Here is a 24,496-nt window from a genome sequence, read left to right on the forward strand (position 1 = left end):
ATCTCGGGCACAGCCCCTTTCACAGGCGCCAAGGTATTCCGATCATGAGCGCTATAGACACGCTTCCCCCTCTGCGCGAGGTCATCGCAACCCACCAGCTTTCGGCGCGCAAATCGCTGGGGCAGAATTTTCTGTTGGATTTGAACCTGACTGCCAAGATCGCCCGACAGGCCGGCGATTTGTCAGAATGCGATGTGCTTGAAATCGGCCCCGGTCCCGGTGGGTTGACACGAGGCCTGCTGTCCGAAGGTGCGCGCAAGGTCGTGGCCGTCGAAAAAGATACCCGGTGCATTGCCGCCCTGAACGACATCGCCGCCGCGTATCCGGGTCGGCTTGAGGTGATCAACGGCGACGCCCTGGACATCAACCCGCTTGAATATCTGACACCGCCAATCCGCGTCGCCGCCAACCTGCCCTACAATGTCGGCACCGAGCTGCTGGTGCGTTGGCTGACACCGCCCGAATGGCCCCCATTCTGGCAGAGCCTGACGCTGATGTTCCAACGCGAAGTGGCCGAGCGTATTGTTGCCCAACCCGGCAGCAAAGCCTATGGACGCCTTGCAATCCTTGCCCAATGGCGGGCCGAGGCACGTATCGCCATGTCGCTTCCCCCCGGGGCCTTCACTCCGCCGCCCAAGGTTTCAAGCGCCGTGGTCCACCTGACCGCCCTGCCCGAGCCACGCTATCCCGCCGATGCCGCCACCCTGTCGCGCGTCGTGGCTGCCGCCTTCAACCAACGCCGCAAGATGCTGCGCGCCTCACTCAAAGGCATTGCCCCGGATATCGAAGACCGCCTTCTGGCCGCAGGTATCAAGCCCACGGACCGTGCCGAGCAAGTCCCGCTGGAAGCGTTCTGCGCTTTGGCGCGCGAAGTTAAGAAAACCTGATCAAACGAAAAAGCCCCGAGTTAAACCTCGGGGCTTGGTTCTTTGGACATCGGCTTTATTCTGCCGCCTCCGGTGCGTCCCCCGTGTCGGCAGGAGCATCCTCTTTTGCCTCGGGCGCAGCTTTGGGCTTCCGGGCGCGTGGCTTACGCGCGGGTTTTTCCTTGCGCGGCGCCTCTTCCGGTGTTTCAGCCGCCGGGGTTTCTTTGTTTTCCGGGGTCTCCACCAGACCGCTATCGGGCTCTGAAACTTGCTGAGACAGGTCCATTACATCAGGCTGCGGTGCTTCGGCCGGATCAGCCTGGCGGGTCGCTTCGCGTTCCTGACGTTCGGCACGTTCACGGTCGCGCTCGGCCTGGCGTTCGCGGTTCTGGCGCTCCTGCTCTTCACGGCGCGCGTCAATCTCGCGCTGCGCTTCGCTCAGCATCCGCAGGTAGTGTTCCGCGTGTTGCTGGAAGTTTTCTGCCGCCACGCGGTCATTCGACAGCTGAGCGTCACGAGCCAACTGGTTGTATTTGTCAATAATCTGCTGCGGCGTGCCACGGACCTTGCCTTCGGGACCCGAGCTGTCAAAAACCCGGTTTACGACGTTGCCGCTAGAAGGACGATTGCGGTTATTCTTGGCCCGCGAACGGGGTTTGGAAGATCTCATCTTACTTTACGTCAGCCTTATCAATGCGCTGTCGCTCAACCCGTGTTTTGCACTGCTCTAAGGCGTTTGCCGTGACGGGAAGTCGACTTTTTGGGCTTGGCGTCAGGGGTGCGCTGCAACAGCGTCAACCTCGCCGACTAATCCTGAGTAAGCATGTCCTGACGGCGCAGACAAGAGGAATCTCGGATTTTCACCAGCTTTTTTCTACAGGTCGGCGTTTTTTGCCGCAAACCCACCACTCATCCCGGCATTCTTGCGCCGACGACACGATCGCGACCGTCCAGATCGGGGATTACCCGGACGTCCACCAACCCGGCGGCATCGAACAAGGCTGACACTTTTGCCGCCTGCGTCGGACCGATTTCGACAAGAATTCGCCCGCCCGGCAACAGAAAATCCGGGGTCGCCGCCGCGATCCGACGATACGCGCCCAACCCGTCCCCCTCATCCGTCAGGGCCATGCGCGGCTCGTGCTCACGCACTTCGGGCGACAGTTCTTCCATCTCAGACACTGAGATATACGGAGGGTTGGAAACAATCAGGTCGAATTTATCTTCAATGTTTTCGAACCAGTTTGATCGAAGGATCTCAATCCGCGTCTCTACCTGATGCTGAACCGCATTGGCACTGGCTTGCAGGCAGGCGGCTTCGCTCAGATCAACACCCACGCCCGTGGCACTGCTGCGTTCGGCCAGAAGGGTTATCAGGATACACCCCGAGCCCAGCCCCAGGTCGAGGACATGATCAAATGGTTCGCTCAACGCTGCTTCGATCAGGGTTTCAGTTTCCGGGCGCGGATCAAGGACATCCCGGCTGACGCGGAACCTGCGGCCGTAGAACTCCCGCTCACCCAACAGATGCGACACCGGAACCCGGATGGCCCGCAAGGAGATCAACTGGTCATAACGCTCGGCGATTTCGGGCTGTAATTCTTCCGGGGCAATCAGTGTCACGCGACTGGCTTCAATCCGTGCAGCGTGGGCCAGCAACAGACGCGCGTCGCGTGCCGGATCGTCCACACCGGCCGCACGCAGACGCGCTGTCGCTGCTACCATGGCCTGTGCCGCTGTTTGCAGACCCGTCATTGTGCCATCTCGGCCATCAGCCGGGCCTGATCGTCTGCCGTCAGCGCATCAATCACCTCGTCCAGATCGCCCTGCATCACCTGATCCAGCTTATATAGCGTCAGGTTGATCCGATGGTCGGTCATGCGCCCCTGCGGGAAGTTATAAGTACGAATGCGTTCCGAGCGATCCCCCGAGCCCACCTGACTGGCACGATCTGCCGAGCGTTCGCTGTCAATCCGCTGCCGTTCCAGATCGTACAAGCGCGTTTTCAGAACCTGCATGGCGATCTCGCGGTTGCGATGCTGGGACTTCTCGGAACTCGTCACCACCAATCCCGTCGGAAGATGCGTGATCCGCACTGCCGAGTCGGTCGTGTTCACGTGCTGTCCGCCCGCGCCCGAGCTTCGCATCGTATCGATTCGGATATCATTGGCGTCTATCTGGATGTCTACATCCTCGGCCTCGGGCAGAACCGCCACTGTCGCCGCCGAGGTGTGAATGCGCCCCCCGCTTTCGGTTTCGGGCACGCGTTGCACCCGATGGACGCCGGATTCGTACTTCAGGCGCGCAAAGACATTGTCGCCTTTGATATGGGCGACCACTTCCTTGATGCCGCCCAGATCCGAGGCCTGTTCTTCGATAATCTCGAATTTCCAGCCACGCGCCTCGGCGTAACGCTGATACATGCGCAACAGGTCGCTTGCGAACAAAGCGGCCTCGTCCCCGCCGGTGCCGGGGCGGATTTCCAGCATCGCCGGACGGGCATCCGCCGCGTCCTTTGGCAACAATGCCAGTTGGAGCGCGTTTTCCGCCTTGGGGATGCGGGCCTGCAACTCGGGGATCTCCTCCTCGGCAAGCTCTTTCATGTCCGGGTCAGTCAGCATCGCCTGCGCCTCGGCCAGATCTCCCACCAGCTGTCGCCAGGCCATGATCTGATCGACGACAGGCTTGAGGTCGGAATATTCTTTGGCCAGCGCCGCTATGTCACCACCCGACGCGCCATCGGCCATGGCTGCCTCGAGGTACTGGAAACGCTGGGTGATCTGTTCAAGACGTTCTTCGGGGATCATCCCGGCGGTGTCTCTCATCCGGGGGCTTTGGTCAAGGGCAACGTCATGCTAAGCTTGCGGCCATGAAACGGGTTTTAATTACTCTGCTGCTGACAACGACGCCTGCATTCGCCGATTACATCGGCCCTGATGGCAAGACGCGGGATTGCTATTGCACTGACACATCCGGGTCTCGCATCGAACTGGGTGAGATGATCTGCCTTCAGGTCGACGGACGCATGTTCACGGCGCAATGCCAGATGTCCCTGAACGTTCCCATGTGGCGTGAGGTTCAGGAGGGGTGTTTGTCGTCCAATTTACAGAGTGAGCCTGTCGACCCCTTGGATCTGGACGGCGCGTCCTGACCGTTTGAGCAACGACTAGAACTGCGCCAACCACCCATCGACTCGCGCCCTGTTAACCCCGAAATCCTTGCGGCCAAATCGCAGGCGCCCATGAATGCGCAGGGTGTCACCATCCTGCTGAACCGTGGTGTAGTCGGGAAAGCCGATCCATTTCGTGCGGGTGATATAGGTGATCATACCCTCACTGACCGAACCTGCCAAAACCGTGGTGCGCGACGTGGCTTGGGCAATCTCGTCAAGACGCTGCAACCCGTCGGAGCCGGTTTCGACAACGCGCACCACACCACCGGGCAAATCCTGATTTTCGGTTGCAACAAAAGCGACGTGCCACCGCGTAGGGTCGGACGGTGCCAGGCGGACATAGCCGCCCGCCCCAACCACAAGCGCAATCACTGCCCCCAAAGCCACCTTTTTCATCCCGTTCTATCCTTTTTGGTGAACCCTAAGCGGAACAAAACCGGCGGCAAGACATTCCACCGCGTCTTACCGCGACGTCACACCCGGCAGGATACACAGCATCTCGTAGATCAGGTTGGCCGCTGTCAGTGCAGTGTTGCCCGATGGATCATAAGGGGGTGAAACCTCGACCAGATCACATCCCACCACGTTTACCCCATGCAGGGCATGGATCAGTTGCAGCGCTTGCGGTGTCGTCAGACCTGCGATTTCCGGCGTGCCGGTGCCCGGAGCAAACGCGGGATCAAGGCTGTCGATGTCATACGAGATGTAAACCGGGTGGTCCCCGATGATCTTGCGAACCTGCGATCCGATTTGGGTCAGGTTCTGCTGCCACAGCTCCCAGGCCGGGAACTGGCGGAAGCCCCAGTCCTTGGCTTCGGTGAAGTCCGAGGCGGCATAGCCCGAGCCCCGAATGCCGATCTGGAACGTCTTGTCGGGAACAATCAACCCCTCTTCATAGGCGCGGCGGAAGACGGTACCGTGGGTTTCACGCTCACCGAACATCTTGTCATTCACATCGGCATGGGCGTCCACATGCACCAGCGCCACGGGTCCGTGTTTTGCCTTGATGGCTCGCAGGATCGGCAGGGTGATCGAATGATCGCCCCCCATGGCCACCGGGATCACGCCTTTCGCCAATATGGCGTCATAGCTTTCCTTGATGATCCTGAGGCTGTCTGCCAGCGAGAAGGTGTTGATCGCCAGATCCCCAATATCGGCTATCTGCAAACTGTCGAACGGGGCCGCTCTGGTGGCCATGTTATAGGGCCGGATCATCGCGCTTTCGCCGCGGATCTGCTTGGGGCCAAAGCGCGTGCCCGACCGCCACGACGTGCCGATATCCATCGGCACCCCCAGCACCGCCACATCCAGCCCCTCAAGCGAGGAGGCCTGCGGCAGGCGCATGAATGTGTTCGGCCCGGAAAACCGAGCCAGATCATTCCCGCTAATTGGTTGGTTGAATTCGGTCATGCGCGTAATGGTCCCGTCCCTGTTCGTCACTTGATCCAGCACATACCTTAAGCATGGCTAACTGTTGGTTAACGTGAACCCATGCGGGTTTACCCTTCTGCTTTTTCCAGCTTGTTCCACCCCAACAGGCAAATGATCTGCGTCGCCACATGAGCCCCAGCAATCGCTGTCGCACCTGAGGTGTCAAAGGGCGGCGATACTTCGACCACGTCCCCGCCCTTGATATTGATCCCGGCAATGTCGCGCAGGATGATTTGCGCCTGAATCGAGCTTAACCCACCCCAGACCGGCGTGCCCGTACCAGGGGCAAAGGCCGGGTCAAGACCGTCAATGTCGAAGCTGAGGTAAACGGGGCTGTCACCAAGAATGTCTTTGATCTTTTGCGCCACGGCAGCAGGTCCCGATTCATAAACCTCACGCGCATCGATGATGTTCACGCCCAGCGTATCCTCATTCGTCGTGCGAATACCCACCTGGACCGAGCGTTTCGGATCGACAATGCCCGACTTTACAGCCTTGTAGAACATTGTCCCGTGATCCACGCGGGACATATCGTCATCGACCCATGTGTCGGTATGCGCATCGAATTGCAGCAGGGACATTGGCCCGAATTTCTCGGCATAAGCCTTGAGGATCGGAAAGCTGATATAGTGGTCGCCACCCAACGCGACCGACGCTACGTCAGCGGTCAGAATGGTCCGGATGTGGTCGGTCAGCGTGTCGGGAAAGGCCGGTATATTGGCATAATCATAAGCCATATCGCCATAGTCCACGATCGCCAGTTCACTCAGCGCATCAAAGGGCCAGCCATAGGGCGCATCAGGCGACTGAAGCGCACTGGCCTCTCGGATCGCCCTAGGGCCAAGGCGCGTGCCGGGCCGGTTCGTAACCGCCTGATCAAACGGCACGCCGGTTACGGCGATGTCCACACCCTTCAGGTTCTTGGTGTAAAGCCGCCGAAGAAAAGACGTCGCGCCGCCGAACGTATTTTCATAAGACAACCCCTTGAGGTCCGGATTGGTGAATGCCTCATCCACTTGGTTTCTTGCGTCTTCCAGTGCCATGTCTTCCGTAGTCCCTTTCCCGAACCTTTATCAGCTCAACGGCTGCGCTTTTTCCACGATTCGCGCGAAAAACGACGCGCCCACCGGTGCGATTTCGTCGTTAAAGTTGTATTTCGGATGATGCAGCCCCGCGCCTTCACCCTGCCCGAGGAACAGATAAGCACCGGGGCGCTTTTGCAGCATGTACGAGAAATCCTCGGCCCCCATCTCGCGCCCGGTATTGCCGGTGACCCGGTCATCTCCGGATATTTCTCGCGCCACCTCGGTCGCAAAACCCGCCTTTTCGGCATCATTGATGGTGGCAGGGTAATCGACATTGTATTCCAAACGCGCCTCGACCCCATAGGATTTGGCCTGCCCCTCGACAATCTCGGCCATGCGTCGCATCACCATCTGCTGCACGTTCGGATCGAATGTTCGAACGGTGCCGTTGATATAGGCCGTATCCGGGATCACGTTGTTGACCGTGCCTGTGTGAATTTGCGTGACCGAAACGACAAGATCATCCAGCGCATAGTGGTTGCGACTGACAATGGTCTGAATGGCCTGCGCAATCCCACAGGCCGCCATAACCGGATCACGGGTTTCATGCGGCATCGCACCGTGGCCGCCGACACCCTGAATATGCACTTCGAACGTATCGACAGCCGCCATGATCGGCCCTGGCGTGGTATAGAATGTCCCTTCGGCAAATCCCGGCGCGTTGTGCAGCGCGTAGACCTGCGAGATGTCGAAACGGTCCATGATGCCTTCTTCGACCATCACGCCAGCACCACCGCCATCTTCCTCGGCGGGTTGAAAGATCAGCGCCACGCGACCGCTGAAATTTCGCGTCTCGGCCAGATAACGGGCCGCGCCCAGTAACATCGTGGTATGCCCGTCATGACCGCAGGCATGCATCTTTCCGGGGTTCTGAGAGGCGTAGTCAACGCCTGTTTCTTCGGTAATTGGCAACGCATCCATATCGGCGCGCAGGCCAATCGTCGGCCCGTCGCCCTGCCCGTTTATGATCGCGACCATCCCGGTCTTTGCGAGCCCCTCATGCAACTCATCGACCCCGAACTCACGCAGACGTTCCGCCACAAAGGCCGCAGTTTCATGGCATTCGAATTCCAACTCTGGGATGGTATGCAGATACTGGCGCCATCTGGTCATGTCGGCAGAGAAATCGGCAATTCGGTTGACGACGGGCATCTGGGGTGGACTCCTGATCGGGACTGCGGAATGGATGCATCTGACACCGGAATGAAAGGGTTCGCAATGGCTGAAAATCCTCTGATCCATGACAGCGATGCAGGTATCGAACGGCTGCTGGAAATCATGCGCCGCCTGCGCGATCCGCAATCCGGCTGCCCGTGGGATATCGAACAGGATTTCGCGACCATCGCCCCCTATACGATCGAAGAGGCCTATGAGGTCGCGGACGCCATCGAACGCGAAGCCTTTGACGAGCTTAAGGGCGAACTGGGGGATTTACTGTTTCAATCCGTGTTTCACGCCCAAATGGCAGAAGAAGCAGGACATTTCACCTTTCAGGACGTAGTGCGCACCATGTCGGACAAGATGGTCAGCCGCCATCCGCATGTGTTTGGCGATGAATCCCGCGACAAGTCGGCCGACCAGCAAATCAAAGATTGGGAGGCCATCAAAGCCGCCGAGCGGGCGGGCAAGGAACAGAAAGGTGCGCTGGACGGTGTGGCCGCAAACCTGCCCGCACTGCTGCGCGCGCATAAGCTCCAAAAACGTGCCGCTCGGGTGGGGTTCGACTGGCCTGACGCAAGCCATGTGCTGGCCAAGATCACCGAAGAAGCCGCCGAACTGGAAGAGGCGCGTGACCAAATGGATGCTGACGCGCTGGAAGACGAATTCGGCGATCTGCTGTTCGTGATGGTCAATCTGGGTCGTCATCTTGGCATCGAACCCGAAGCCGCCCTGCGTCGCACCAATGCCAAGTTCACCCGTCGCTTTGAAAAGGTCGAAGCCCGGCTGGCCGAACGGGGCAAGACCCCCTCGCAAAGCGATCTGGCCGAGATGGATGCGCTGTGGGACGAAGTTAAAACGGAAGAGCATCGCGCGAATGGCAAACTCCCGCCGGTGGATACACTGGCCGCAACCAGAAACGGGTAGACAAGCGATCCGACACTTGCGAGTGTCCCACCTTCACGACCCCCGGAGACGCCTATGCCCCCTCGCAAGATCATCATCGACACCGATCCCGGACAGGACGACGCCGTCGCCATCCTGCTGGCGCTGGCCAGCCCGGACGAGATCGAGGTTCTGGGTATTACGGCCGTCGCGGGTAACGTCCCGCTCGCCCTTACAGCCAAGAACGCCCGAATCGTTTGTGAATTGGCCGGACGTACGGATGTGCCGGTTTATGCGGGCTGCGACAAACCGCTGAACCGTCCGCTTGTCACCGCAGAACATGTGCACGGGAAAACCGGGCTGGATGGCCCGGTCCTGCCGGATCCGCAGATGCCCCTGGCCAAAGGTCACGCTGTGGATTTCATCATCGACACCCTGCGTGCTGAAGAGCCGGGGACCGTGACCCTTTGTCCACTGGGTCCGCTTACAAACGTCGCGACTGCGTTTCGCAAGGCCCCCGATATCATCGACCACGTGCAGGAAATCGTCTTGATGGGTGGGGCGTATTTCGAAGTCGGCAACATCACCCCCACTGCTGAATTCAACATCTATGTCGACCCAGAAGCTGCTGATATCGTTTTTAAATCCGGAATACCGATTGTTGTCATGCCATTGGATATCACGCACAAAGCGCTGGTGACCAAACCGCGAAACGACGCGTTCCGCGCATTGGACAGCAAGGTTGGGCATGCCGTGGCCGAGATGACGGATTTCTTTGAACGCTTCGACAAAGAGAAATACGGCAGCGCGGGCGCTCCCCTGCACGACCCTTGCGTCACCGCCTATCTGATCCGCCCCGAGCTGTTTTCGGGCCGCCGCGTGAATGTCGAGATTGAAACAGGGTCCGACCTGACCTTGGGCATGACCGTTGCGGATTGGTGGGGTGTCACCAACCGCGCACCAAATGCGTTGTTCATGGGGGAAATCGACGCCGACGGCTTTTTCACCTTGCTGACAGAAAGGCTGGCCAGATTATGAGCGCTGCCCTCCGCCTAGCGCGTCCCGACGATCTGGATCGCCTGATGACGCTGGTCACCGCCTTTCATACCGAGGCCGGGCTGACACAGGACGCCGACAAGACACGCAATGCCCTCGCCCCCATGCTGGATGGTATCCCTCATGGCTGTGTCTATCTGATTGGGCCCGGGCGCGCGCCTTTGGGATATATCATCCTGACCTTTGGCTGGTCAGTCGAGTTTGGCGGCATGGACGGTTTCGTGGACGAAATCTATATACGCCCCGCCGTTCGGGGCCGCGGCATTGCCACCGAGGTTCTTTTGGATCTGCCCAAAGCTCTTGCCGGGGCAGGCCTGATGGCTCTTCATCTGGAAGTCGACCGAAACAATGAATCTGCCCATAAGCTCTATCTGCGTACCGGGTTTAGACAACGCGACAGGTATATGCTGATGAGCAAGGTACTTTAGCGCGACTCGCCGCGGAAGATATTTGCCGGATTCATATGCTGAACCGGGTCATTCGACGAAACCTCTTCTCCGGTTATCGGATACGTTCCCGGACCCGCGCAGGCGGACAATACTGTGATGGACGCTGTGACGATTATCAGAAGGAATTTGGATACAGACATCGTAGTCTCCTTTCTGCAATGAAGACAAACTACGGCATTCTGTGCGGGCGTGATAAGTAACAAGTTCACACATAAGAATAGATAAGCCACATTTTTTTTATCAAACACCTCAACCGCAAACGAACATGTCCCTGAAAAATTTAACTTTTCTCTGGCCTGAGGGTGCCATTCTCAAATAGCGGCATCTCAAAAAAAAGCAGGTGGTCGCGTGCGATTTCAGGAGTTTCGTAATAGGCGTCGCGCAAGTGAAAGCCCAAAGACAGGTATAACCGAGTCGCCGCTTCCAGGGGTTTGCCGGTGTCCATTCGAATATAGTCGAACCCAATATCTCGGCACATTTCGATCAGCGAAAGCATGATGGCACGGCCTGCTCCGGTCCCCCTTGCTGCGTCAGTTACAAATACACGTTTGATTTCAGCTACACCGGGTTCGTACGTGTGAAACATACCGCAGCCGACCGGTTCCCCATGCAGCAATGCCAGTTTGATCCCACCGGTCGGCGGTGTGTGTTCCGTGTCGATGTTGTCCATCACGCGGGCGTATTTTTCGCTTGGGTAGAAAGCCTGCACAATCTGGGCGGTTCTTTCATCCAGTGCCAGCAGGAAATCCCTGTAATCCCAACACAAACGCCGAACCGCTTCAATCTGGTCCGGCGTTTCCGGTTCGATGATGTTCAGCACAACGCGACCCCCGGATTAAAACCAGGGGCCAGCCTAGCGCCAAGCGCGTTATTTGCGAAGGATCGACGCGCCTGCGTATTCCGCAACCTCGCCCAGCGATTCCTCAATGCGGATCAACTGGTTGTATTTGGCCAACCGATCCGACCGCGCCAGCGAGCCGGTTTTGATCTGACCGCAATTGGTCGCCACCGCCAGATCGGCAATAGTGGCATCCTCGGTCTCGCCCGAACGGTGCGACATCACGTTGGTATAACGCGCACGGTGCGCCATATCGACGGCGCGCAGGGTTTCGGTCAGCGATCCGATCTGGTTCACCTTAACCAGCATCGAGTTCGCGCAGCCGCGCTTGATCCCTTCGGCCAAGCGCGCCGGATTGGTCACAAACAGGTCGTCGCCCACGAGCTGCACCTTGTCGCCGATGGCGTCGGTCAGGGCTTCCCAGCCGTCCCAGTCATCCTCGGACATGCCGTCTTCGATCGAGATGATTGGATAGTCATTGACCAGAGCCGCCAGATAGGCTGCGTTTTCTTCGGATGTCAGGGTGATCCCCTCGCCCGCCAGAACGTATTTACCATCCTTGTAATACTCGGTCGCCGCGCAATCCAAGGCCAGGTGGATTTCTTCGCCGGGTTTGTAGCCCGCCTTTTCGATGGATTTCAGGATGAAATCCAGCGCCTCGCGGGTGCTGGCGATGTTGGGGGCAAAACCGCCCTCATCGCCCACGCCCGTGGCCAGACCCGCGGAAGACAGTTCTTTCTTCAGCGTATGGAACACTTCGGACCCCATTCGCACGGCCTCGCGAATATTCGCGGCCGAGGTTGGCATGATCATGAATTCCTGAATGTCGATCGGGTTGTCGGCGTGTTCGCCGCCATTGATGATGTTCATCATTGGTACCGGCAGCACGCGAGCTGAGGTACCACCGACGTAACGATAAAGGGGCTGCGTCGTGAAATCGGCTGCCGCCTTTGCGGTGGCCAGCGACACACCCAGAATGGCGTTGGCGCCCAGACGGCCTTTGTTATTGGTTCCGTCCAGTTCGATCATCGCCTGGTCGATGGCCACTTGTTCTGTCGCGTCAAAGCCCACCAGTTCCTCGGCGATTTCACCATTCACGGCGGCCACGGCTTCCAGAACCCCTTTGCCCATATAGCGGGATTTGTCGCCGTCGCGTTTTTCAACGGCTTCATGTGCGCCGGTGGACGCACCGGACGGTACGGCGGCGCGGCCCATGGTGCCGTCTTCCAGAATCACGTCGACCTCGACCGTCGGGTTGCCCCGGCTGTCCAGAATTTCGCGCGCGTGGATGTCAATAATGGTGCTCATGAGGTCTGTCCCTATGGCTGCAGTCTGTTGCACGCGTCATAGCAGCAACCGGCCAAAAGTAAACCGGTTCCGTTATCGCTAACACGCATATTTACCGACCTTTAGGGCTAACAGTTTGCTGTTTGCGCCAACAGGATCAGGCCGGAACCAGATTGCGCGCCAGACGTCGCTCGCGGATAAAGGTATACAGGCCAGATCCGATGATGAGGCTCGCCCCAGCCATTGTCAGCGCGTCAGGGCGTTCACCGAACATCAACATTCCGGCAAGGATCGAAAACACCAGACGCGTGTAACGGAATGGCATCATGGCCGAAGCCTCGCCAACCCGCATGGCCGTTACGATGCCGTAATACCCCAAAACGCCGAAACCGATCGCGCCCAGATATGGCCCTGCCTGGCCGCTTTGCACCGGCACAAAGGGTGTTCCGGAAATGACCATCAACAGCAGCCCGGCCAGCGCCACTGCGATATACGCCTGCATCGCCACAACGGATGAGGCCACCCGAGCATCCAGCTTGCGCGTTATCAGATCACGCGCCGCAATCGCAAACACGGTCAGGACGACAAACAGCGAGTCTGGCTGAAACCCTTCCAATCCGGGGCGAATGATCATCAGAACACCGATAAAGCCGACACCAATGGCGCTCCAGCGGCGCCAGCCGACCTGCTCTCCCAGAAACAGGGCCGCGCCCATGGTCACGGCAAGCGGCATGGCCTGAAACACGGCGGCGACAGTGGACAGATCAATCAGCGACAACGCGGTGACAAAGGTTACGGCACCGAATCCTTCTGTCCCTGCACGTACCATCGGCAGCAGTTTCCACGCCACGGGATCGAAGATGCGTTTGCGGGTGACCACCGACATCACCGCAAAGACAAGCCCGCAGAACACACCCAGACACACCATGATCTGACCTGTCGGCACAGCGCCCGACAGGAACTTGATGAACATATCCTCAAGAGAAAAGGCCGCCATCGAGCCGATCAGCAAAAGGATGCCGTTTACGTTATTCATGCGCGCGTCCGTAGGAAAAGGGTACTTGGGGTGCAGTATGCGGGCACATGAACCGCAACCAGCGGCATCTGGCAAGCCAATTCCCGACACATTCAATGAATTAACGTGTTGGGGCCGTTCGTGATTTGTGATGGATCACTTCTGCTTGAGCGGCACGCCATACAGTTCCAGCCGATGCCCTTTCAGCTTGTACCCAAGCTTGGCGGCGATCTTTTCCTGCAGGGCTTCGATCTCGGGGTCGACAAATTCGATAACCTCCCCCGACTGCATGTCGATCAGGTGATCGTGGTGATCACGCTCGGCATCCTCGTAACGGGCCCGCCCATCGCCGAACTCCAGACGTTCCAGAATTCCGGCCTCTTCGAACAGTTTGACCGTACGATACACCGTCGCAATCGAGATGCCTGTGTCGATGGCAGAAGCACGCGCGTACAGTTCTTCGACATCCGGATGGTCGTCGCTTTGTTCCAATACCTGCGCGATGATCCTTCTTTGACCGGTCATGCGCAGACCCTTGGCCTCACAACGTCCAATAATCGTTTCCGACATGATGCCCCTCAGAATTGCTCGGGTGTCTGTCTTAGTATGTCTGTGCGATTTGCGCCACAGGGATTTCTTCTTTTCCAGTGAACTTAAGCCACGCGCGCCAAATCAGCCCAAACCGGCAGATGATCCGATGCGATATGTGCCGGGCGCGCGTCATGGACACCATGCGCAGTGGCCCTGACGCCCGCGCCCAGCGCGATCCGATCCAGCGCGCCCAGCGGCTGCGCGGCGGGAAAACTCGGCTTGGGGGGCAGAAAACGCATTTCCGGTGCCAGATGATCCAGAACAGGCTGTCGGGACCATTCGTTGAAATCCCCCGCCCAGACAGTCGGCATCTGCTCCAGCTCTTTATCAAACCGCCTGATATGCGAGATCTGCTGACGTCGCGATGCAGGCAACAGCCCCAGATGCATTCCCATCACCCTCAACGGCCCGATATGGGTATCAAATTCGACACGAACCGCGCCGCGCGGTTCAAGCCCGGGCAGTTCGTGATGCCCGGTTCGCCGGACCGAAAGGCCCTCGCCACGCCAGATCACTGCATTGCCATGCCAGCCCAGACTGCCGGCACCACCCAGATCGACGATCTGCCACCCCGCTTCATCCAGCATGAAATGCGGCAGGGCCGCCGGCCGCGGCGGCAGACGTTTGTCGGCCTCCTGCAACACAACGATATTGGCCTGCATATGTTCGATGACCTGCAAAATGCGCTGCGGCTGGCGCCGGAGATCCAGCCCGAGGCATTTCTGAATGTTATAGCTTGCGATGCGAAGGGTGGAAGATGACTGCATATAGACCTGACCAGTGGGCTTGACCCAAAGTGCCACGCCTGTCGCCGGACGCAACCCTTCAGTTTCACTTCTCAACAACGGCGACCGGGGAAGTCGCCTCGGCACAATATATCGCCTAAAAACCCGGCACGTGGCGTGGCCGGAAACAGATGGGTTTCCCCTCATATCATCCAGGTGCGGCAGGACGGAGATACAGCAGTTTCAGCGCATCCGACACCGATCTGGAACGGGCAAATTCATTCACCCCTCCCAGCGAAACCGTACCGCACCGAGAGACTACCAGAGATGTTTGACCGTCACGTACCGCAGAACGTGGCGTGCACGACCTCGTTATCAGCCGGGGGCCGTTTGAGATCCTCCGCATCTGCCTGATCGTCGTAAGGCCGCGCGAGGACAGCGTTCAGCCGATGGAACGGCTGGTAATCCCCCGCCACCGCTGATTGGATCATCTGCTCGACACGGTGATTGCGCGGAATATAGGCAGGGTTCGCTGCGGTCATCACTTCATGCGGCGAGGCCTCACGCGCCAAACGCGCACGCCAGCCTTCTGCCCAACTGTCAAAGGCCTGTGGATCGACAAACTGATCGCGCACGGTATCTTTGCCCAGCGCACGGAAGGTGTTGGTGAAATCAGCCTGCCCCTCGGCCATACGTTTTAGCAAATCGGTGATCAGCGCCTGATCGCCTTCTTCAGCGGTCGTCAGCCCGATCTTTGCCCGGAACCGGGTCAACCAGTTCTGTTGCAGCAGGTCCGGCATGGCATGCACGATCTCGGTCGCCTGCTCAACAGCGGCGTCCTTGTTGTCCATCTGCTGAATCAGAGAGGTTGCCAGCTGCGCCAGATTCCACACTGCTATATCTGGCTGGTTGGCATAGGCATAACGGCCCATCCGATCTATCGAGCTGTAGACCGTATTGGGATGATAAACATCCATGAAGGCACAGGGGCCATAATCGATGGTCTCACCTGTAATCGAGCAATTGTCGGTATTCATGACCCCATGGATGAAACCCACGCTCATCCACTGAGCGATCAGGCGTGCCTGCGCATCCCGCACAGCCCGCAACAGACCCATTGGCCCTTCGGCCCCGGGATAGTGGCGCGCGATTGCGTAGTCTGTCAGGCGCCGCAGATTGTCCAACTGCCCCCGCGCTGCAAAGACCTGAAAGGTGCCTACCCGTAGATGGCTGGTTGCAACCCGGGTTAGCACCGCACCGGGCATCGGACCCTCCCGGAACACGGTTTCACCCGTCTCTACCGCCGCCAGCGCGCGTGTTGTCGGAATGCCCAGCGCGTGCATCGCCTCGGATACCACGTATTCGCGCAGAACCGGACCCAGCCAAGCCCTGCCGTCGCCTCGACGCGAAAACGGCGTCGGGCCCGAGCCTTTCAGCTGAACATCCCGCCGCACGCCATCCGTTCCGACAGATTCGCCCAACAGCACCGCGCGTCCGTCCCCAAGCTGCGGATTGTACTGGCCAAACTGATGCCCGGAATAAAGCTGCGCGATGGGGTCCGCACCATCGGGGATGCGATTACCTGCAAAGGCTTCCGCCATCTCTTGCACGTCGCCCGGATGGACCTGCAACAGCCGTGCCAGATCATCATTGAACGCGATCAACTTGGGCGCGCGTACAGGCACCGGATTCTGTCGTGCAAAAAACGCGTCCGGCAGGCGGGCATATGAGTTATCGAATGGAATGGTCAGTGTCATGCGGCATACATATTCCCCGTGCGCACGAATACCATAGCGGATCACACCTTGCCGTGCATAATTGCGCCAAACACACGGGGGCCACATGACAGCACAAGAGATCATCGACCGCCTGAACCTGCAACCTCACCCCGAGGGCGGCTGGTACGCGGAAACCTGGCGTGCCGAGAACAAGGGCCGCCCGACCGGCACCTGCATCTACTTCCTGCTGCAAGCGGGGGAAAGCAGCCACTGGCACCGGGTAGACGCGACCGAGATCTGGCTCTACCACGCGGGCGCGCCACTGATCCTGTCCTTGAGTGCAACAGACAAGGGTCCGGCGGTTGACCATGTGCTGTCGCCCGATTTGTCTCGGGGCGCACCGCAACTGATTGTTCCCAACGGCCATTGGCAGGCCGCGCGCAGCACCGGTGATTACACGCTGGTCAGCTGTACAGTTTCTCCCGGATTTCAATTCGATGGGTTCCAACTGGCAGAACCTGGGTTTGATATCCCTCGGGGATAAGCTGATCTGGGGATGCTCTGAAAAGGTGAGTTTACAGAAAGTTACCCATTTATCATTCTGTCAACGCAACCGCAGGTATCGGAGCATCGGGTGATTGTGAAACGCATCTTTCTGGTCCTTCTGCTTCTGTTCGCAAGTACCTGTCTTGCAAACGCTGAGCCCGCCTGTGCAGAATCCCGCCTTTCATCCGAACTGGCACTGCCCGATCTGCAGGAGGAAGTCACGACCGAACATATCGAACCTACCGGGACTGTCGAACCTGCGGTGCTGACCTCGAAACGCCCAGCGCTGCGCCCTTGCAAGTTTCGCCAGTTTGAAGTGGGTCGTCAGCGTATGCGTGACCGCGGGGCGGTCTGTGGTGACTGGACCATCTTGGGCGAAACCCGCACGTCTTTGGCTGGAAAAGCGCTGGGTTGCGGCATCGCCAACCCGGTCCGGATTTACAGAATTTCGGACATTGCACTCAGCCAGTTCTCGCTGATGGACTGTCAGACAGCCGTCACGCTGAAAACATGGATCGAGAACGTCGCCAAACCCGCCTTTGCCGATCTGGGGGGTGGGCTCAAGGGTATGCGGGTTGTTGGCCACTATGCCTGCAAGACGCAGAACAACCAGCCCTATGCGCGCATTTCCGAACATGCGCGGGGTCGGGCAATCGATATCTCGACCTTCGTGTTGCAGGACGGAACGCAGATCACCGTTCAGGACGGGTGGAGCGACACCGATCAAAGCGTCGTGTTGCACGAGTTGCACAGCGGAGCCTGTGGCCTGTTCGGAACTGTTCTTGGTCCTGACGCTGACCGGTATCACAAAGGGCATTTTCACTTCGACACAGCCCGTCGCAGTGGCAAGCCTGTGTGTCGATAACGCGTTAGCCAATACCAGTATGCAGCCTCAACCCACCGGTTGAACGTTCACTGAACTGACCATGCCGCCACCCACCAGCGCTTTCACCCCGGTTGTTCCGGGGCACGAGGTTGGCAATCCCCGCGCCACGCGCACAGCCAGATAGGCAAAGGCCTGCGCCTCGAGCATGTCGCCGTCCAGCCCCACCGCCTCGACCGGTTCGACCGGGCAGTCGAGGGATACGCGCAGCATCTCCATCAACACCGGATTGCGCCGTCCTCCGCCTGTAACCAGCACGCAAGACGGCGGCTGCGGACAATGTTCCATCCCCTGCACCACACCCGCTGCGCACATCCCGGTCAGGGTTGCCACCGCGTCAGCGTCACCCAGTTCTTTCACTAGGTCGATCATCTCAGAGAAATCGTTCCGGTCTAGCGACTTGGGCGGCATACGTGCGAAGAAAGGCTCAGCCAGAAACAGCTCCAGCGCGCCCATTTCGACGGTGCCATTGCGCGCAACCGCACCATCCCGGTCCATCGGCTGCCCCAACCGGGCTTGCATGAGGTCATCGACCGGCGCGTTCGCCGGCCCCGTATCAAAGGCAAGCAGCGCCCCCGGTGCCTCGGGACCATCAAAGCTTGGGTCCACATAGGTCAGGTTGCCAACACCACCCAGGTTCAAAAAGCACAAGGGGCGGTCCGCGCCAAACCACTTGGCGCAGGCAAAGTGAAAAAACGGCGCCAACGGAGCGCCCTCGCCCCCCATAGCCACGTCATCGCTTCGGAAGTCCCAGACCACCGGGCGCCCCAGCGCCTGCGCCAACCCAAGACCATCGCCCACCTGCAATGTCCCGCGCCCGCGCGGTTCATGCGCCAAAGTCTGGCCGTGAAAGCCAATCAGGTCTACATCTTCGAACTCGGACAGCGCTTCGGCATGGGCAAAGGTCACCATCTCAGCCGCCGCGTCGACCTGTGGACCGTGCCATTGCCCCAAAGCCGCCCGCAGAATTTCGCGTTCGGCATCGGTATAGGCGCGATAGCCGCTTTTCCCGAATCCAGCGATGGAATGCCCGTCGGTTTCCACCACCGCAGCGTCCACCCCGTCCAGCGACGTACCGGACATTGCGCCCAATGCCCGAACCATTCCGTGTTTCTTGATGGTTTGGCCCACGCCTGCCTCCTGATCTGGCAATGTTTCCGCCGTGCCCGGGGTTCTGGACTTCACCTCTGGGTTGCAGCTTGGTCAAGGTGCTTTTGTTATGCCGCCTTGGCAAGCCTTCTGATTGGGGGCGTCGGTTTTTTTCCGACGTCGCGTTTCATGATCAACACCCCGGCCATCAAGTTGCGCGCGCATATCACGGCACGCGGTTTTAGAGTGAAAAGGTGGCTTTTCCTCATCCGCAGCGCCGCCTATACAGTGCCCCGCAACACAAACCCCGAGGGCACGATATGACCTACCACCCCAAATCGGATTTCATCGCCACGATGATCGAGCGCGGCTTCCTCGCCGACTGCACCGATTATCAGGGCCTTGACGACGCGCTGATCAGTGGGTGCAAGCCAGCTTATATCGGCTTTGATGCAACGGCCAAGTCGTTGCATGTGGGCAGTCTGATTCAGATCATGATGCTGCGCTGGTTCCAGAAGACCGGCCACCAGCCGATCACCCTTATGGGCGGCGGCACCACCAAGGTGGGCGATCCCTCGTTCCGCGCAGATGAACGCCCCCTGCTGGGTCCCGAACAGATCGACGAAAACATCGCGGGCATCAAGAAAGTGTTCGCGGCCTATATCGATTACGACACTGATGCCGAAAACAAGGCGCTGATGTTGAACAACGCCGAATGGCTGGATGATCTGAACTACCTCGATTTCCTGCGCGACATCGGGCGGCATTTTTCGGTCAACCGGATGCTCAGCTTTGAATCGGTGAAATCCCGGCTGGATCGCGAGCAATCGCTGTCGTTTCTCGAGTTCAACTACATGATCCTGCAAGCCTATGACTTTCTGGAGCTGAACCGCCGCTATGGCTGTGTTCTGCAAATGGGCGGTAGCGACCAGTGGGGCAACATCGTCAACGGTATCGACCTGACGCGCCGGGTGCTGGATCACGAAATCTACGGCCTGACCTCACCCCTGCTGACTACCAGCGACGGCAAGAAGATGGGCAAATCGCAGGATGGCGCGGTCTGGCTGAACGCCGAGATGCGCTCGCCCTATGAATTCTGGCAGTTCTGGCGCAACACCACCGATGCGGATGTCGGGCGGTTCCTGAAGCTCTATACCGAATTGCCGGTGGATGAATGTGACCGTCTTGGTGCGCTTGCCGGGTCCGAGATCAATGAGGCCAAAATCCGCCTCGCCAATGAGGTGACAGCCCTTCTCCACGGGGCGCAAGCTGCGGCAACGGCCGAGGCCACGGCCCGTGAAGTGTTCGAAAAAGGTGGGGTTGGTGACGATCTGCCCACCCTGACCCTCAGCGCGGACGAGCTGGGCGACGGCATGTCCATCGTCCAGATCATTGTCAAATCAGGCCTGGCCAAATCCGGCAAAGAGGCCAAGCGCCTGATTGCCGAAAACGGGGCCAAACTGGACGACGCTCCGCTGACGGATGCGGGTTTGATGATCGACGCGGGCGCATTGACGTCTCCGATCAAGCTGAGTGCAGGCAAGAAACGCCACGCATTGGTGCAACTGGGCTGACGCCCCTTTCACCTTGGACAGCAAAACAGAAAACGGCCACCCGATTGGGTGGCCGTATCTATATTGGGGTGGACGAGACTACTGACGTCCCTTTCCGCCACCGCGACCGGGTCTGTCGCTTTCGCCCTCATCGTCATTGGCATTGTTTCCGCGACCCGGACTGCTGCCCTCGCCGCCGTTGCCGCTGCCATTGTTACCCTTATCGCCACCTTTGCCGCCGCCGTTATTGCCTTTGCCACCGCCGGGTTCTCCACCGCCACCGCCGGGTTCTCCACCGCCAGCACCGGGTTCTCCGCCACCGCCGCCGGGTTCTCCGCCACCGCCGCCGGGTTCTCCACCGCCATCGCCGGGTTCCCCACCGCCACCGCCGGGTTCTTCGCCGCCGTTGTCAGGTTCTCCTCCACCACCGGGGCCGTCAGGACCAGCTGCATTCGCAAACCCTGCCCCGCCGGATTCTGAACCGCGGCTTTCACCCCGATTCTCGGCCAGACCGGACAGGCTGGCCGTTGGCAAGTCTGTCAGCAAAGCGGCCAGACCCGGACATTGCGCCCCGGTAATGCTCAACGTTGTCTCGAAATCCGGTCTCTTCTGAAGTCTGTCCAGAAAGCTTGGGGTCACCTGAACACATTCGCAAAGCCCGGCATAGTCGCCTGCATTCGCAAGACTTCGAGCCGTTTTCCAGTTACAGGTTTCCGGCGCTGCAACAGCACTGCCGGCAACCATAATCCCAAAGACAGGCGCGGCCAGAACAGCGCCCAGTGTTAGTTTCTTACTATTTACCATATCGGAACCTCCTGACGAAAAAACACGCAATGGCTGTGATTACTTCGTTCACGAACTGGCGCGTTTTCGTGAAGCGCGGATTAAGATGCCTTAAAGATGTGTATTGGCCCGGCAGCGGTTATTCCGCGCCGCCCCTTTGGGCGTTCGGGCTCAAAGATATGGACACAGCCCCTGCAAAGCAGTTATTGAACAGTTGTTCATATCTTAGGGAGGAGTTCCGATGCACCTGTCCACCACAGCCGCTCTTGTCACCGGCGGCGCATCCGGTCTGGGCGAAGCCACCGCCCGTCACTTTGCCGCGCAGGGCGCACAAGTTACTATTCTAGACCGTGACGCGGACCGTGGCGCTCAAGTCGCCTCCGAAATCGGCGGGTATTTTGCGCTGACGGATGTAACAGACGAATCCTCGGTCGCAGCTGCCGTGCGCCACGGTATTGACAGGATGGGCAAGATTACCGCGACTGTGAACTGCGCCGGTATCGCTTATGGAATCAAAACGGTCGGCAAGGATGGCCCACACCCGCTGGACGCGTTCCAGCGCACGATCGACATCAATCTTGTCGGCACATTTAACGTCTCAAGGCTGGCTGCGGCCGAGATGGCAAAGAACGAACCCGAACCAGACGGGGCGCGCGGTGTGATCATCAACACTGCATCTATTGCTGCATTCGACGGCCAAAAGGGACAGGCGGCATATGCAGCATCTAAAGGCGGCGTGGTTGGCATGACCCTGCCGATGGCCCGCGACCTGGCCTCAACCGGGATTCGCGTCATGACCATTGCGCCGGGAATCTTTATGACCCCGATGCTGGCGGGCCTTCCTGAAGACGTGCAACAACAACTTGCCGCAGATGTCCCGAACCCGGCCCGCCTGGGTGACCCCAAGGAATACGGGCGACTGGCCGGTTTCATCGTTGAAATGGGCTACCTGAACGGCGAGGTCATCCGCATCGACGGCGCTCTGCGGATGCGGTAAGACAGCTCCATGTCGGAGCGCCAGAAAATGCAGTCCGGGCAGTGGTATTGCTGTCTCGATCCTGAGTTGGACGATCTGCGCGCGCAAGCACGACGGGCTGTTCACGCTCACAACACCTGTCCGCCCGATACACGCGGCGCGATGGCCCCGGAACTGCACGGGCTGCTGGGCCATGTCGGCGAGGACTGTTTTCTCGAAGCCCCTTTTCATTGCGCCTATGGAATGAACATCCATCTGGGCAGTCGGGTTTTCTTCAATGCCGGATGCGTTGTTCTGGACACGGCCCCCGTTCGGGTTGGCGACGACACGATGTTCGGCCCCAATGTTCAGATTTACTGCGCGCATCATGCCAAGGACCCTGCTGATCGGGCACAAGGGCTGGAAGTCGGCCTGCCCGTCAACATCGGCAGGCAGGTTTGGATTGGCGGCGGAGCGATCCTGTTGCCCGGCATAACCATAGGCGACTACGCCACAATCGGCGCAGGCAGCGTCGTCACCAAAGATGTCCCCGCCAGAGAAACCGTGGCAGGTAATCCAGCAAGACGTCTGGCCCTCTAAACGCTTTCAGCTTTCTCTTCGAGCGTCAGCCATTCCTCTTCAGCGGCCGAGAGTTTCTCCTGCCGCTCAACCAACGCCTCGGTCGCTTTTTGGAACTTCACCGGCTCACGCGTGAACAGCTCGGGATCGGACATCAACTCTTCCAGCTTGGCAATCTCGGCCTCTAGGCGCGCGATCTCGGCAGGCAGTTTCTCCAGCCGGTGCTTCTCCGAGAAGGACAAGCCGGATTTCGGCTTTTCTTCCTGCTTGACCTTTGGCTTTGAAAGCTTTGCTTTTTCTACACTTTTTTCGATCACATCACCGCGCTGTGCGATGTAATCCGACCAACCGCCAGCATAAACTGTCGCCTGTCCGTTACCCTCCATCGCGATGGTGGTTGTCGCCACGCGGTCCAGAAAATCCCGGTCATGGCTAACCAGCAGAACGGTGCCGTCGTAATCGTCCAAAAGCTCTTGCAGCAGGTCCAGCGTCTCGACATCCAGATCGTTGGTCGGTTCGTCCAGCACCAATAGGTTCGAGGGTTTCGCCATCAGCTTGGCCAGAAGCAATCGGGCTTTTTCCCCACCGGACAGGGACTTGACGGCTGCTCGGGCCTGCCGTTCGTCAAATAGAAATTCCTTGAGATACCCTACAACATGTTTGGGCTGCCCGCCCACCATCACCTGATCGGCCTTGCCCGACACCCGCATAGCCGGATCGCCGGTCAGACTGTCCCACAGGCTCATCTCAGGGTCTAGTTGGGCGCGGTTCTGATCGAATACCGCGATTTCAAGGTTCGTCCCCTGAGATACCGAGCCCGCGTCCGGCTCCACCTGCCCCAGCAGCATCTTCAGCAACGTTGTTTTTCCAACACCGTTCGGCCCGACAAAGGCCACCCGGTCACCGCGCTGTACCAGCAGATCAAAGTTCCGAACGATCTGCTTGTCGCCAAATCCTTTGGCCAGCGCCTTGGCCTCAATGACCTTGCGGCCCGATTTTGGCCCTGCCTCCAGCGCCATTGCAGCCGAACCCTGACGTTTGATCTGCCCCGCCTTTTCAGTTCTCAACGCCTGCAAGGCCCGCACCCGGCCTTGGTTGCGTTTGCGTCGGGCGCTAATGCCCTCAACCGCCCATTTCGCTTCAGATTTGATCAGGCGATTCAGCTTGTGGCGTTGCTGGTCCTCTTCCTCCCAGACCTTGTCCCGCCAGGCCTCAAAGGCTTCAAAACCCTGCTCCTGTCGCCGAACAGCCCCCCGGTCAATCCAAAGCGTTGCCCGCGTCAGAGCCCTCAAAAAGGCTCGGTCATGCGAGATCAGCACAAAGGCCGCTCGGCTCGCGCCAAGTTCGCGTTCCAGCCACGCGATGGCTTCGATATCCAGATGGTTGGTCGGCTCGTCCAGCAACATCAGATCCGGTGCTTCGGCCATCAGCTTGGCCAGTGCCGCCCGCCGCCGCTCTCCGCCCGAAGCGGTCTCAACCGCGCGTGAAGGATCGAACTTCAACCCTTCACCGGCCCGTTCAACTTTGTAAAGTTCTCCCGGCTCCAACCCGCAGGATGCGTAATCTCCCAACGTGGCAAAGCCTTCCATCGTCGGATCTTGCTCCATATAGCCAACGGATTTCCCGGGCGGCACGACAATCTCGCCCCGATCCGCCTCGACCAGACCGGCCATCACTTTCATCAACGTGGACTTTCCGGACCCGTTTCGCCCCACCAGCGCAACACGATCACCGGGTTGAACCACCAGATCCAGTTCGGAAAACACCGGGTCACCCCCGAAAGTCAGGGAAATGCCGGACATCTGCAACAAAGGAATTCTCGCCATGCCCGC

At 59.1% G+C, this 24,496-nt stretch carries 27 protein-coding genes; 10 read left to right on the forward strand and 17 right to left on the reverse strand.

Translation table 11 applies throughout. The features are described 5' to 3' along the window. Positions 1-44 precede the first annotated feature (44 nt). On the forward strand, positions 45-887 hold the full coding sequence (rsmA, locus tag AC2FLU_RS09590) for a 16S rRNA (adenine(1518)-N(6)/adenine(1519)-N(6))-dimethyltransferase RsmA (protein ID WP_496811954.1): 843 nt from the start codon (positions 45-47) through the stop codon (positions 885-887). 55 nt (positions 888-942) lie between these two features. Here the strand turns inward: rsmA and AC2FLU_RS09595 are convergent, their stop codons facing one another. The 3 genes from AC2FLU_RS09595 to prfA all read right to left on the reverse strand — a co-directional run bounded on the left by AC2FLU_RS09595 (position 943) and on the right by prfA (position 3,673). Next, positions 943-1,536: a DUF4167 domain-containing protein gene (locus tag AC2FLU_RS09595; protein WP_496811955.1), complete on the reverse strand. Its 594-nt coding sequence runs from the start codon at positions 1,534-1,536 to the stop codon at positions 943-945. Positions 1,537-1,775: 239 nt separating this feature from the next. Continuing rightward, the gene (gene prmC / locus AC2FLU_RS09600; protein WP_480564424.1) at positions 1,776-2,621 is read right to left on the reverse strand and encodes a peptide chain release factor N(5)-glutamine methyltransferase; all 846 of its coding nucleotides are present in this window, start codon (positions 2,619-2,621) and stop codon (positions 1,776-1,778) included. Continuing rightward, positions 2,618-3,673 carry a peptide chain release factor 1 gene (gene prfA, locus AC2FLU_RS09605; RefSeq protein ID WP_480476765.1) on the reverse strand — a complete coding sequence of 352 codons (1,056 nt, stop codon included), beginning with the start codon at positions 3,671-3,673 and terminating at the stop codon, positions 2,618-2,620. The genes prmC and prfA overlap by 4 nt, the downstream gene beginning before the upstream one ends. Positions 3,674-3,735: 62 nt before the next feature. Here prfA and AC2FLU_RS09610 point away from each other — a divergent pair, with 62 nt between their 5' ends. After that, the gene (locus tag AC2FLU_RS09610) at positions 3,736-4,017 is read left to right on the forward strand and encodes a hypothetical protein (RefSeq protein WP_480517329.1); all 282 of its coding nucleotides are present in this window, start codon (positions 3,736-3,738) and stop codon (positions 4,015-4,017) included. 15 nt (positions 4,018-4,032) lie between these two features. On the opposite strand, the gene AC2FLU_RS09615 is transcribed toward AC2FLU_RS09610, so the two are convergent. The 4 genes from AC2FLU_RS09615 to AC2FLU_RS09630 all read right to left on the reverse strand — a co-directional run bounded on the left by AC2FLU_RS09615 (position 4,033) and on the right by AC2FLU_RS09630 (position 7,706). Beyond that, positions 4,033-4,434 carry a DUF1499 domain-containing protein gene (locus tag AC2FLU_RS09615; RefSeq protein ID WP_480517331.1) on the reverse strand — a complete coding sequence of 134 codons (402 nt, stop codon included), beginning with the start codon at positions 4,432-4,434 and terminating at the stop codon, positions 4,033-4,035. A gap of 66 nt (positions 4,435-4,500) precedes the next feature. Then, entirely contained in the window at positions 4,501-5,448 is a 948-nt protein-coding gene (speB, locus tag AC2FLU_RS09620) for an agmatinase (RefSeq protein ID WP_480624485.1), read from the reverse strand. An 89-nt stretch (positions 5,449-5,537) separates the two neighbouring features. Beyond that, entirely contained in the window at positions 5,538-6,512 is a 975-nt protein-coding gene (gene speB / locus AC2FLU_RS09625) for an agmatinase (protein WP_480473205.1), read from the reverse strand. A 30-nt stretch (positions 6,513-6,542) separates the two neighbouring features. Beyond that, the gene (locus tag AC2FLU_RS09630) at positions 6,543-7,706 is read right to left on the reverse strand and encodes a M20 aminoacylase family protein (protein WP_480473207.1); all 1,164 of its coding nucleotides are present in this window, start codon (positions 7,704-7,706) and stop codon (positions 6,543-6,545) included. A gap of 66 nt (positions 7,707-7,772) precedes the next feature. On the opposite strand from AC2FLU_RS09630, the gene mazG reads away from it, so the two are divergent. From mazG to AC2FLU_RS09645, 3 genes are read left to right on the forward strand one after another with little or no spacing between them, the layout of a single operon-like run. Beyond that, positions 7,773-8,639, forward strand: coding sequence for a nucleoside triphosphate pyrophosphohydrolase (mazG, locus tag AC2FLU_RS09635; RefSeq protein ID WP_480517760.1), 867 nt, complete (start codon positions 7,773-7,775; stop codon positions 8,637-8,639). 54 nt (positions 8,640-8,693) lie between these two features. Next, positions 8,694-9,635: a nucleoside hydrolase gene (locus AC2FLU_RS09640; protein ID WP_480517337.1), complete on the forward strand. Its 942-nt coding sequence runs from the start codon at positions 8,694-8,696 to the stop codon at positions 9,633-9,635. Next, positions 9,632-10,081, forward strand: coding sequence for a GNAT family N-acetyltransferase (locus AC2FLU_RS09645; RefSeq protein ID WP_480517339.1), 450 nt, complete (start codon positions 9,632-9,634; stop codon positions 10,079-10,081). Before AC2FLU_RS09640 ends, AC2FLU_RS09645 begins: the two co-directional genes overlap by 4 nt. On the opposite strand, the gene AC2FLU_RS09650 is transcribed toward AC2FLU_RS09645, so the two are convergent. The 7 genes from AC2FLU_RS09650 to AC2FLU_RS09680 all read right to left on the reverse strand — a co-directional run bounded on the left by AC2FLU_RS09650 (position 10,078) and on the right by AC2FLU_RS09680 (position 16,315). Then, positions 10,078-10,242: a hypothetical protein gene (locus AC2FLU_RS09650; RefSeq protein WP_480517341.1), complete on the reverse strand. Its 165-nt coding sequence runs from the start codon at positions 10,240-10,242 to the stop codon at positions 10,078-10,080. The genes AC2FLU_RS09645 and AC2FLU_RS09650 overlap by 4 nt on opposite strands. 140 nt (positions 10,243-10,382) lie before the next feature. Then, positions 10,383-10,922, reverse strand: a complete 540-nt coding sequence (locus AC2FLU_RS09655) for a GNAT family N-acetyltransferase (RefSeq protein ID WP_480517343.1) — start codon at positions 10,920-10,922, stop codon at positions 10,383-10,385. A gap of 48 nt (positions 10,923-10,970) precedes the next feature. Next, complete coding sequence (eno, locus tag AC2FLU_RS09660) at positions 10,971-12,248, reverse strand: phosphopyruvate hydratase (RefSeq protein ID WP_480621916.1); 1,278 nt, start codon at positions 12,246-12,248, stop codon at positions 10,971-10,973. 136 nt (positions 12,249-12,384) lie between these two features. Continuing rightward, the gene (locus AC2FLU_RS09665) at positions 12,385-13,263 is read right to left on the reverse strand and encodes a DMT family transporter (protein WP_480473219.1); all 879 of its coding nucleotides are present in this window, start codon (positions 13,261-13,263) and stop codon (positions 12,385-12,387) included. A gap of 135 nt (positions 13,264-13,398) precedes the next feature. Further along, positions 13,399-13,812, reverse strand: coding sequence for a Fur family transcriptional regulator (locus tag AC2FLU_RS09670; protein WP_480473221.1), 414 nt, complete (start codon positions 13,810-13,812; stop codon positions 13,399-13,401). Positions 13,813-13,895: 83 nt separating this feature from the next. Then, a complete protein-coding gene (locus tag AC2FLU_RS09675) occupies positions 13,896-14,600 on the reverse strand; it encodes an endonuclease/exonuclease/phosphatase family protein (RefSeq protein WP_480517762.1) in 705 nt (234 codons plus the stop codon). A gap of 296 nt (positions 14,601-14,896) precedes the next feature. Continuing rightward, complete coding sequence (locus AC2FLU_RS09680) at positions 14,897-16,315, reverse strand: protein adenylyltransferase SelO (RefSeq protein ID WP_496808736.1); 1,419 nt, start codon at positions 16,313-16,315, stop codon at positions 14,897-14,899. Positions 16,316-16,400: 85 nt separating this feature from the next. Between AC2FLU_RS09680 and AC2FLU_RS09685 the strand changes: the two genes are divergently transcribed. Continuing rightward, positions 16,401-16,820: a cupin domain-containing protein gene (locus tag AC2FLU_RS09685; RefSeq protein WP_267367608.1), complete on the forward strand. Its 420-nt coding sequence runs from the start codon at positions 16,401-16,403 to the stop codon at positions 16,818-16,820. Positions 16,821-16,910: 90 nt separating this feature from the next. After that, positions 16,911-17,687: an extensin-like domain-containing protein gene (locus tag AC2FLU_RS09690; RefSeq protein ID WP_496808735.1), complete on the forward strand. Its 777-nt coding sequence runs from the start codon at positions 16,911-16,913 to the stop codon at positions 17,685-17,687. Positions 17,688-17,714: 27 nt separating this feature from the next. Here AC2FLU_RS09690 and AC2FLU_RS09695 read toward each other — a convergent pair whose 3' ends face one another. Then, complete coding sequence (locus tag AC2FLU_RS09695; protein WP_480517764.1) at positions 17,715-18,809, reverse strand: anhydro-N-acetylmuramic acid kinase; 1,095 nt, start codon at positions 18,807-18,809, stop codon at positions 17,715-17,717. A 305-nt stretch (positions 18,810-19,114) separates the two neighbouring features. Here AC2FLU_RS09695 and tyrS point away from each other — a divergent pair, with 305 nt between their 5' ends. Continuing rightward, positions 19,115-20,368 (forward strand): tyrosine--tRNA ligase, encoded by a 1,254-nt coding sequence (tyrS, locus tag AC2FLU_RS09700; RefSeq protein ID WP_480473227.1) that lies wholly within the window; start codon positions 19,115-19,117, stop codon positions 20,366-20,368. Positions 20,369-20,446: 78 nt separating this feature from the next. Here tyrS and AC2FLU_RS09705 read toward each other — a convergent pair whose 3' ends face one another. Further along, a complete protein-coding gene (locus AC2FLU_RS09705) occupies positions 20,447-21,151 on the reverse strand; it encodes a hypothetical protein (RefSeq protein ID WP_496811956.1) in 705 nt (234 codons plus the stop codon). Positions 21,152-21,371: 220 nt separating this feature from the next. On the opposite strand from AC2FLU_RS09705, the gene AC2FLU_RS09710 reads away from it, so the two are divergent. Continuing rightward, on the forward strand, positions 21,372-22,127 hold the full coding sequence (locus AC2FLU_RS09710; protein WP_480553728.1) for a 3-hydroxyacyl-CoA dehydrogenase: 756 nt from the start codon (positions 21,372-21,374) through the stop codon (positions 22,125-22,127). Between the two features lie 9 nt (positions 22,128-22,136). Then, a complete protein-coding gene (locus AC2FLU_RS09715) occupies positions 22,137-22,685 on the forward strand; it encodes a sugar O-acetyltransferase (RefSeq protein WP_496808733.1) in 549 nt (182 codons plus the stop codon). Here AC2FLU_RS09715 and AC2FLU_RS09720 read toward each other — a convergent pair. Next, positions 22,682-24,490 carry an ABC-F family ATP-binding cassette domain-containing protein gene (locus tag AC2FLU_RS09720; protein WP_480517360.1) on the reverse strand — a complete coding sequence of 603 codons (1,809 nt, stop codon included), beginning with the start codon at positions 24,488-24,490 and terminating at the stop codon, positions 22,682-22,684. The genes AC2FLU_RS09715 and AC2FLU_RS09720 overlap by 4 nt on opposite strands. Between the last annotated feature and the right edge of the window lie 6 nt (positions 24,491-24,496).

Source organism: Ruegeria sp. SAZD013 (assembly GCF_059612525.1).

What these genes read in the sequence shown, in the direction of transcription:
- AC2FLU_RS09705 (WP_496811956.1), bottom strand. Translation starts at nt 21,151, where the DNA reads ATGGTAAATAGTAAGAAACTAACACTGGGCGCTGTTCTGGCCGCGCCT.
- AC2FLU_RS09595 (WP_496811955.1), bottom strand. Translation starts at nt 1,536, where the DNA reads ATGAGATCTTCCAAACCCCGTTCGCGGGCCAAGAATAACCGCAATCGT.
- AC2FLU_RS09710 (WP_480553728.1), top strand. Translation starts at nt 21,372, where the DNA reads ATGCACCTGTCCACCACAGCCGCTCTTGTCACCGGCGGCGCATCCGGT.
- eno (WP_480621916.1), bottom strand. Translation starts at nt 12,248, where the DNA reads ATGAGCACCATTATTGACATCCACGCGCGCGAAATTCTGGACAGCCGG.
- AC2FLU_RS09610 (WP_480517329.1), top strand. Translation starts at nt 3,736, where the DNA reads ATGAAACGGGTTTTAATTACTCTGCTGCTGACAACGACGCCTGCATTC.
- rsmA (WP_496811954.1), top strand. Translation starts at nt 45, where the DNA reads ATGAGCGCTATAGACACGCTTCCCCCTCTGCGCGAGGTCATCGCAACC.
- AC2FLU_RS09715 (WP_496808733.1), top strand. Translation starts at nt 22,137, where the DNA reads ATGTCGGAGCGCCAGAAAATGCAGTCCGGGCAGTGGTATTGCTGTCTC.
- AC2FLU_RS09640 (WP_480517337.1), top strand. Translation starts at nt 8,694, where the DNA reads ATGCCCCCTCGCAAGATCATCATCGACACCGATCCCGGACAGGACGAC.
- AC2FLU_RS09665 (WP_480473219.1), bottom strand. Translation starts at nt 13,263, where the DNA reads ATGAATAACGTAAACGGCATCCTTTTGCTGATCGGCTCGATGGCGGCC.
- AC2FLU_RS09720 (WP_480517360.1), bottom strand. Translation starts at nt 24,490, where the DNA reads ATGGCGAGAATTCCTTTGTTGCAGATGTCCGGCATTTCCCTGACTTTC.
- AC2FLU_RS09680 (WP_496808736.1), bottom strand. Translation starts at nt 16,315, where the DNA reads ATGACACTGACCATTCCATTCGATAACTCATATGCCCGCCTGCCGGAC.
- speB (WP_480473205.1), bottom strand. Translation starts at nt 6,512, where the DNA reads ATGGCACTGGAAGACGCAAGAAACCAAGTGGATGAGGCATTCACCAAT.
- AC2FLU_RS09630 (WP_480473207.1), bottom strand. Translation starts at nt 7,706, where the DNA reads ATGCCCGTCGTCAACCGAATTGCCGATTTCTCTGCCGACATGACCAGA.
- AC2FLU_RS09675 (WP_480517762.1), bottom strand. Translation starts at nt 14,600, where the DNA reads ATGCAGTCATCTTCCACCCTTCGCATCGCAAGCTATAACATTCAGAAA.
- AC2FLU_RS09645 (WP_480517339.1), top strand. Translation starts at nt 9,632, where the DNA reads ATGAGCGCTGCCCTCCGCCTAGCGCGTCCCGACGATCTGGATCGCCTG.
- AC2FLU_RS09685 (WP_267367608.1), top strand. Translation starts at nt 16,401, where the DNA reads ATGACAGCACAAGAGATCATCGACCGCCTGAACCTGCAACCTCACCCC.
- mazG (WP_480517760.1), top strand. Translation starts at nt 7,773, where the DNA reads ATGGCTGAAAATCCTCTGATCCATGACAGCGATGCAGGTATCGAACGG.
- AC2FLU_RS09670 (WP_480473221.1), bottom strand. Translation starts at nt 13,812, where the DNA reads ATGTCGGAAACGATTATTGGACGTTGTGAGGCCAAGGGTCTGCGCATG.
- prmC (WP_480564424.1), bottom strand. Translation starts at nt 2,621, where the DNA reads ATGACGGGTCTGCAAACAGCGGCACAGGCCATGGTAGCAGCGACAGCG.
- AC2FLU_RS09650 (WP_480517341.1), bottom strand. Translation starts at nt 10,242, where the DNA reads ATGTCTGTATCCAAATTCCTTCTGATAATCGTCACAGCGTCCATCACA.
- AC2FLU_RS09695 (WP_480517764.1), bottom strand. Translation starts at nt 18,809, where the DNA reads ATGGTTCGGGCATTGGGCGCAATGTCCGGTACGTCGCTGGACGGGGTG.
- AC2FLU_RS09615 (WP_480517331.1), bottom strand. Translation starts at nt 4,434, where the DNA reads ATGAAAAAGGTGGCTTTGGGGGCAGTGATTGCGCTTGTGGTTGGGGCG.
- speB (WP_480624485.1), bottom strand. Translation starts at nt 5,448, where the DNA reads ATGACCGAATTCAACCAACCAATTAGCGGGAATGATCTGGCTCGGTTT.
- prfA (WP_480476765.1), bottom strand. Translation starts at nt 3,673, where the DNA reads ATGATCCCCGAAGAACGTCTTGAACAGATCACCCAGCGTTTCCAGTAC.
- tyrS (WP_480473227.1), top strand. Translation starts at nt 19,115, where the DNA reads ATGACCTACCACCCCAAATCGGATTTCATCGCCACGATGATCGAGCGC.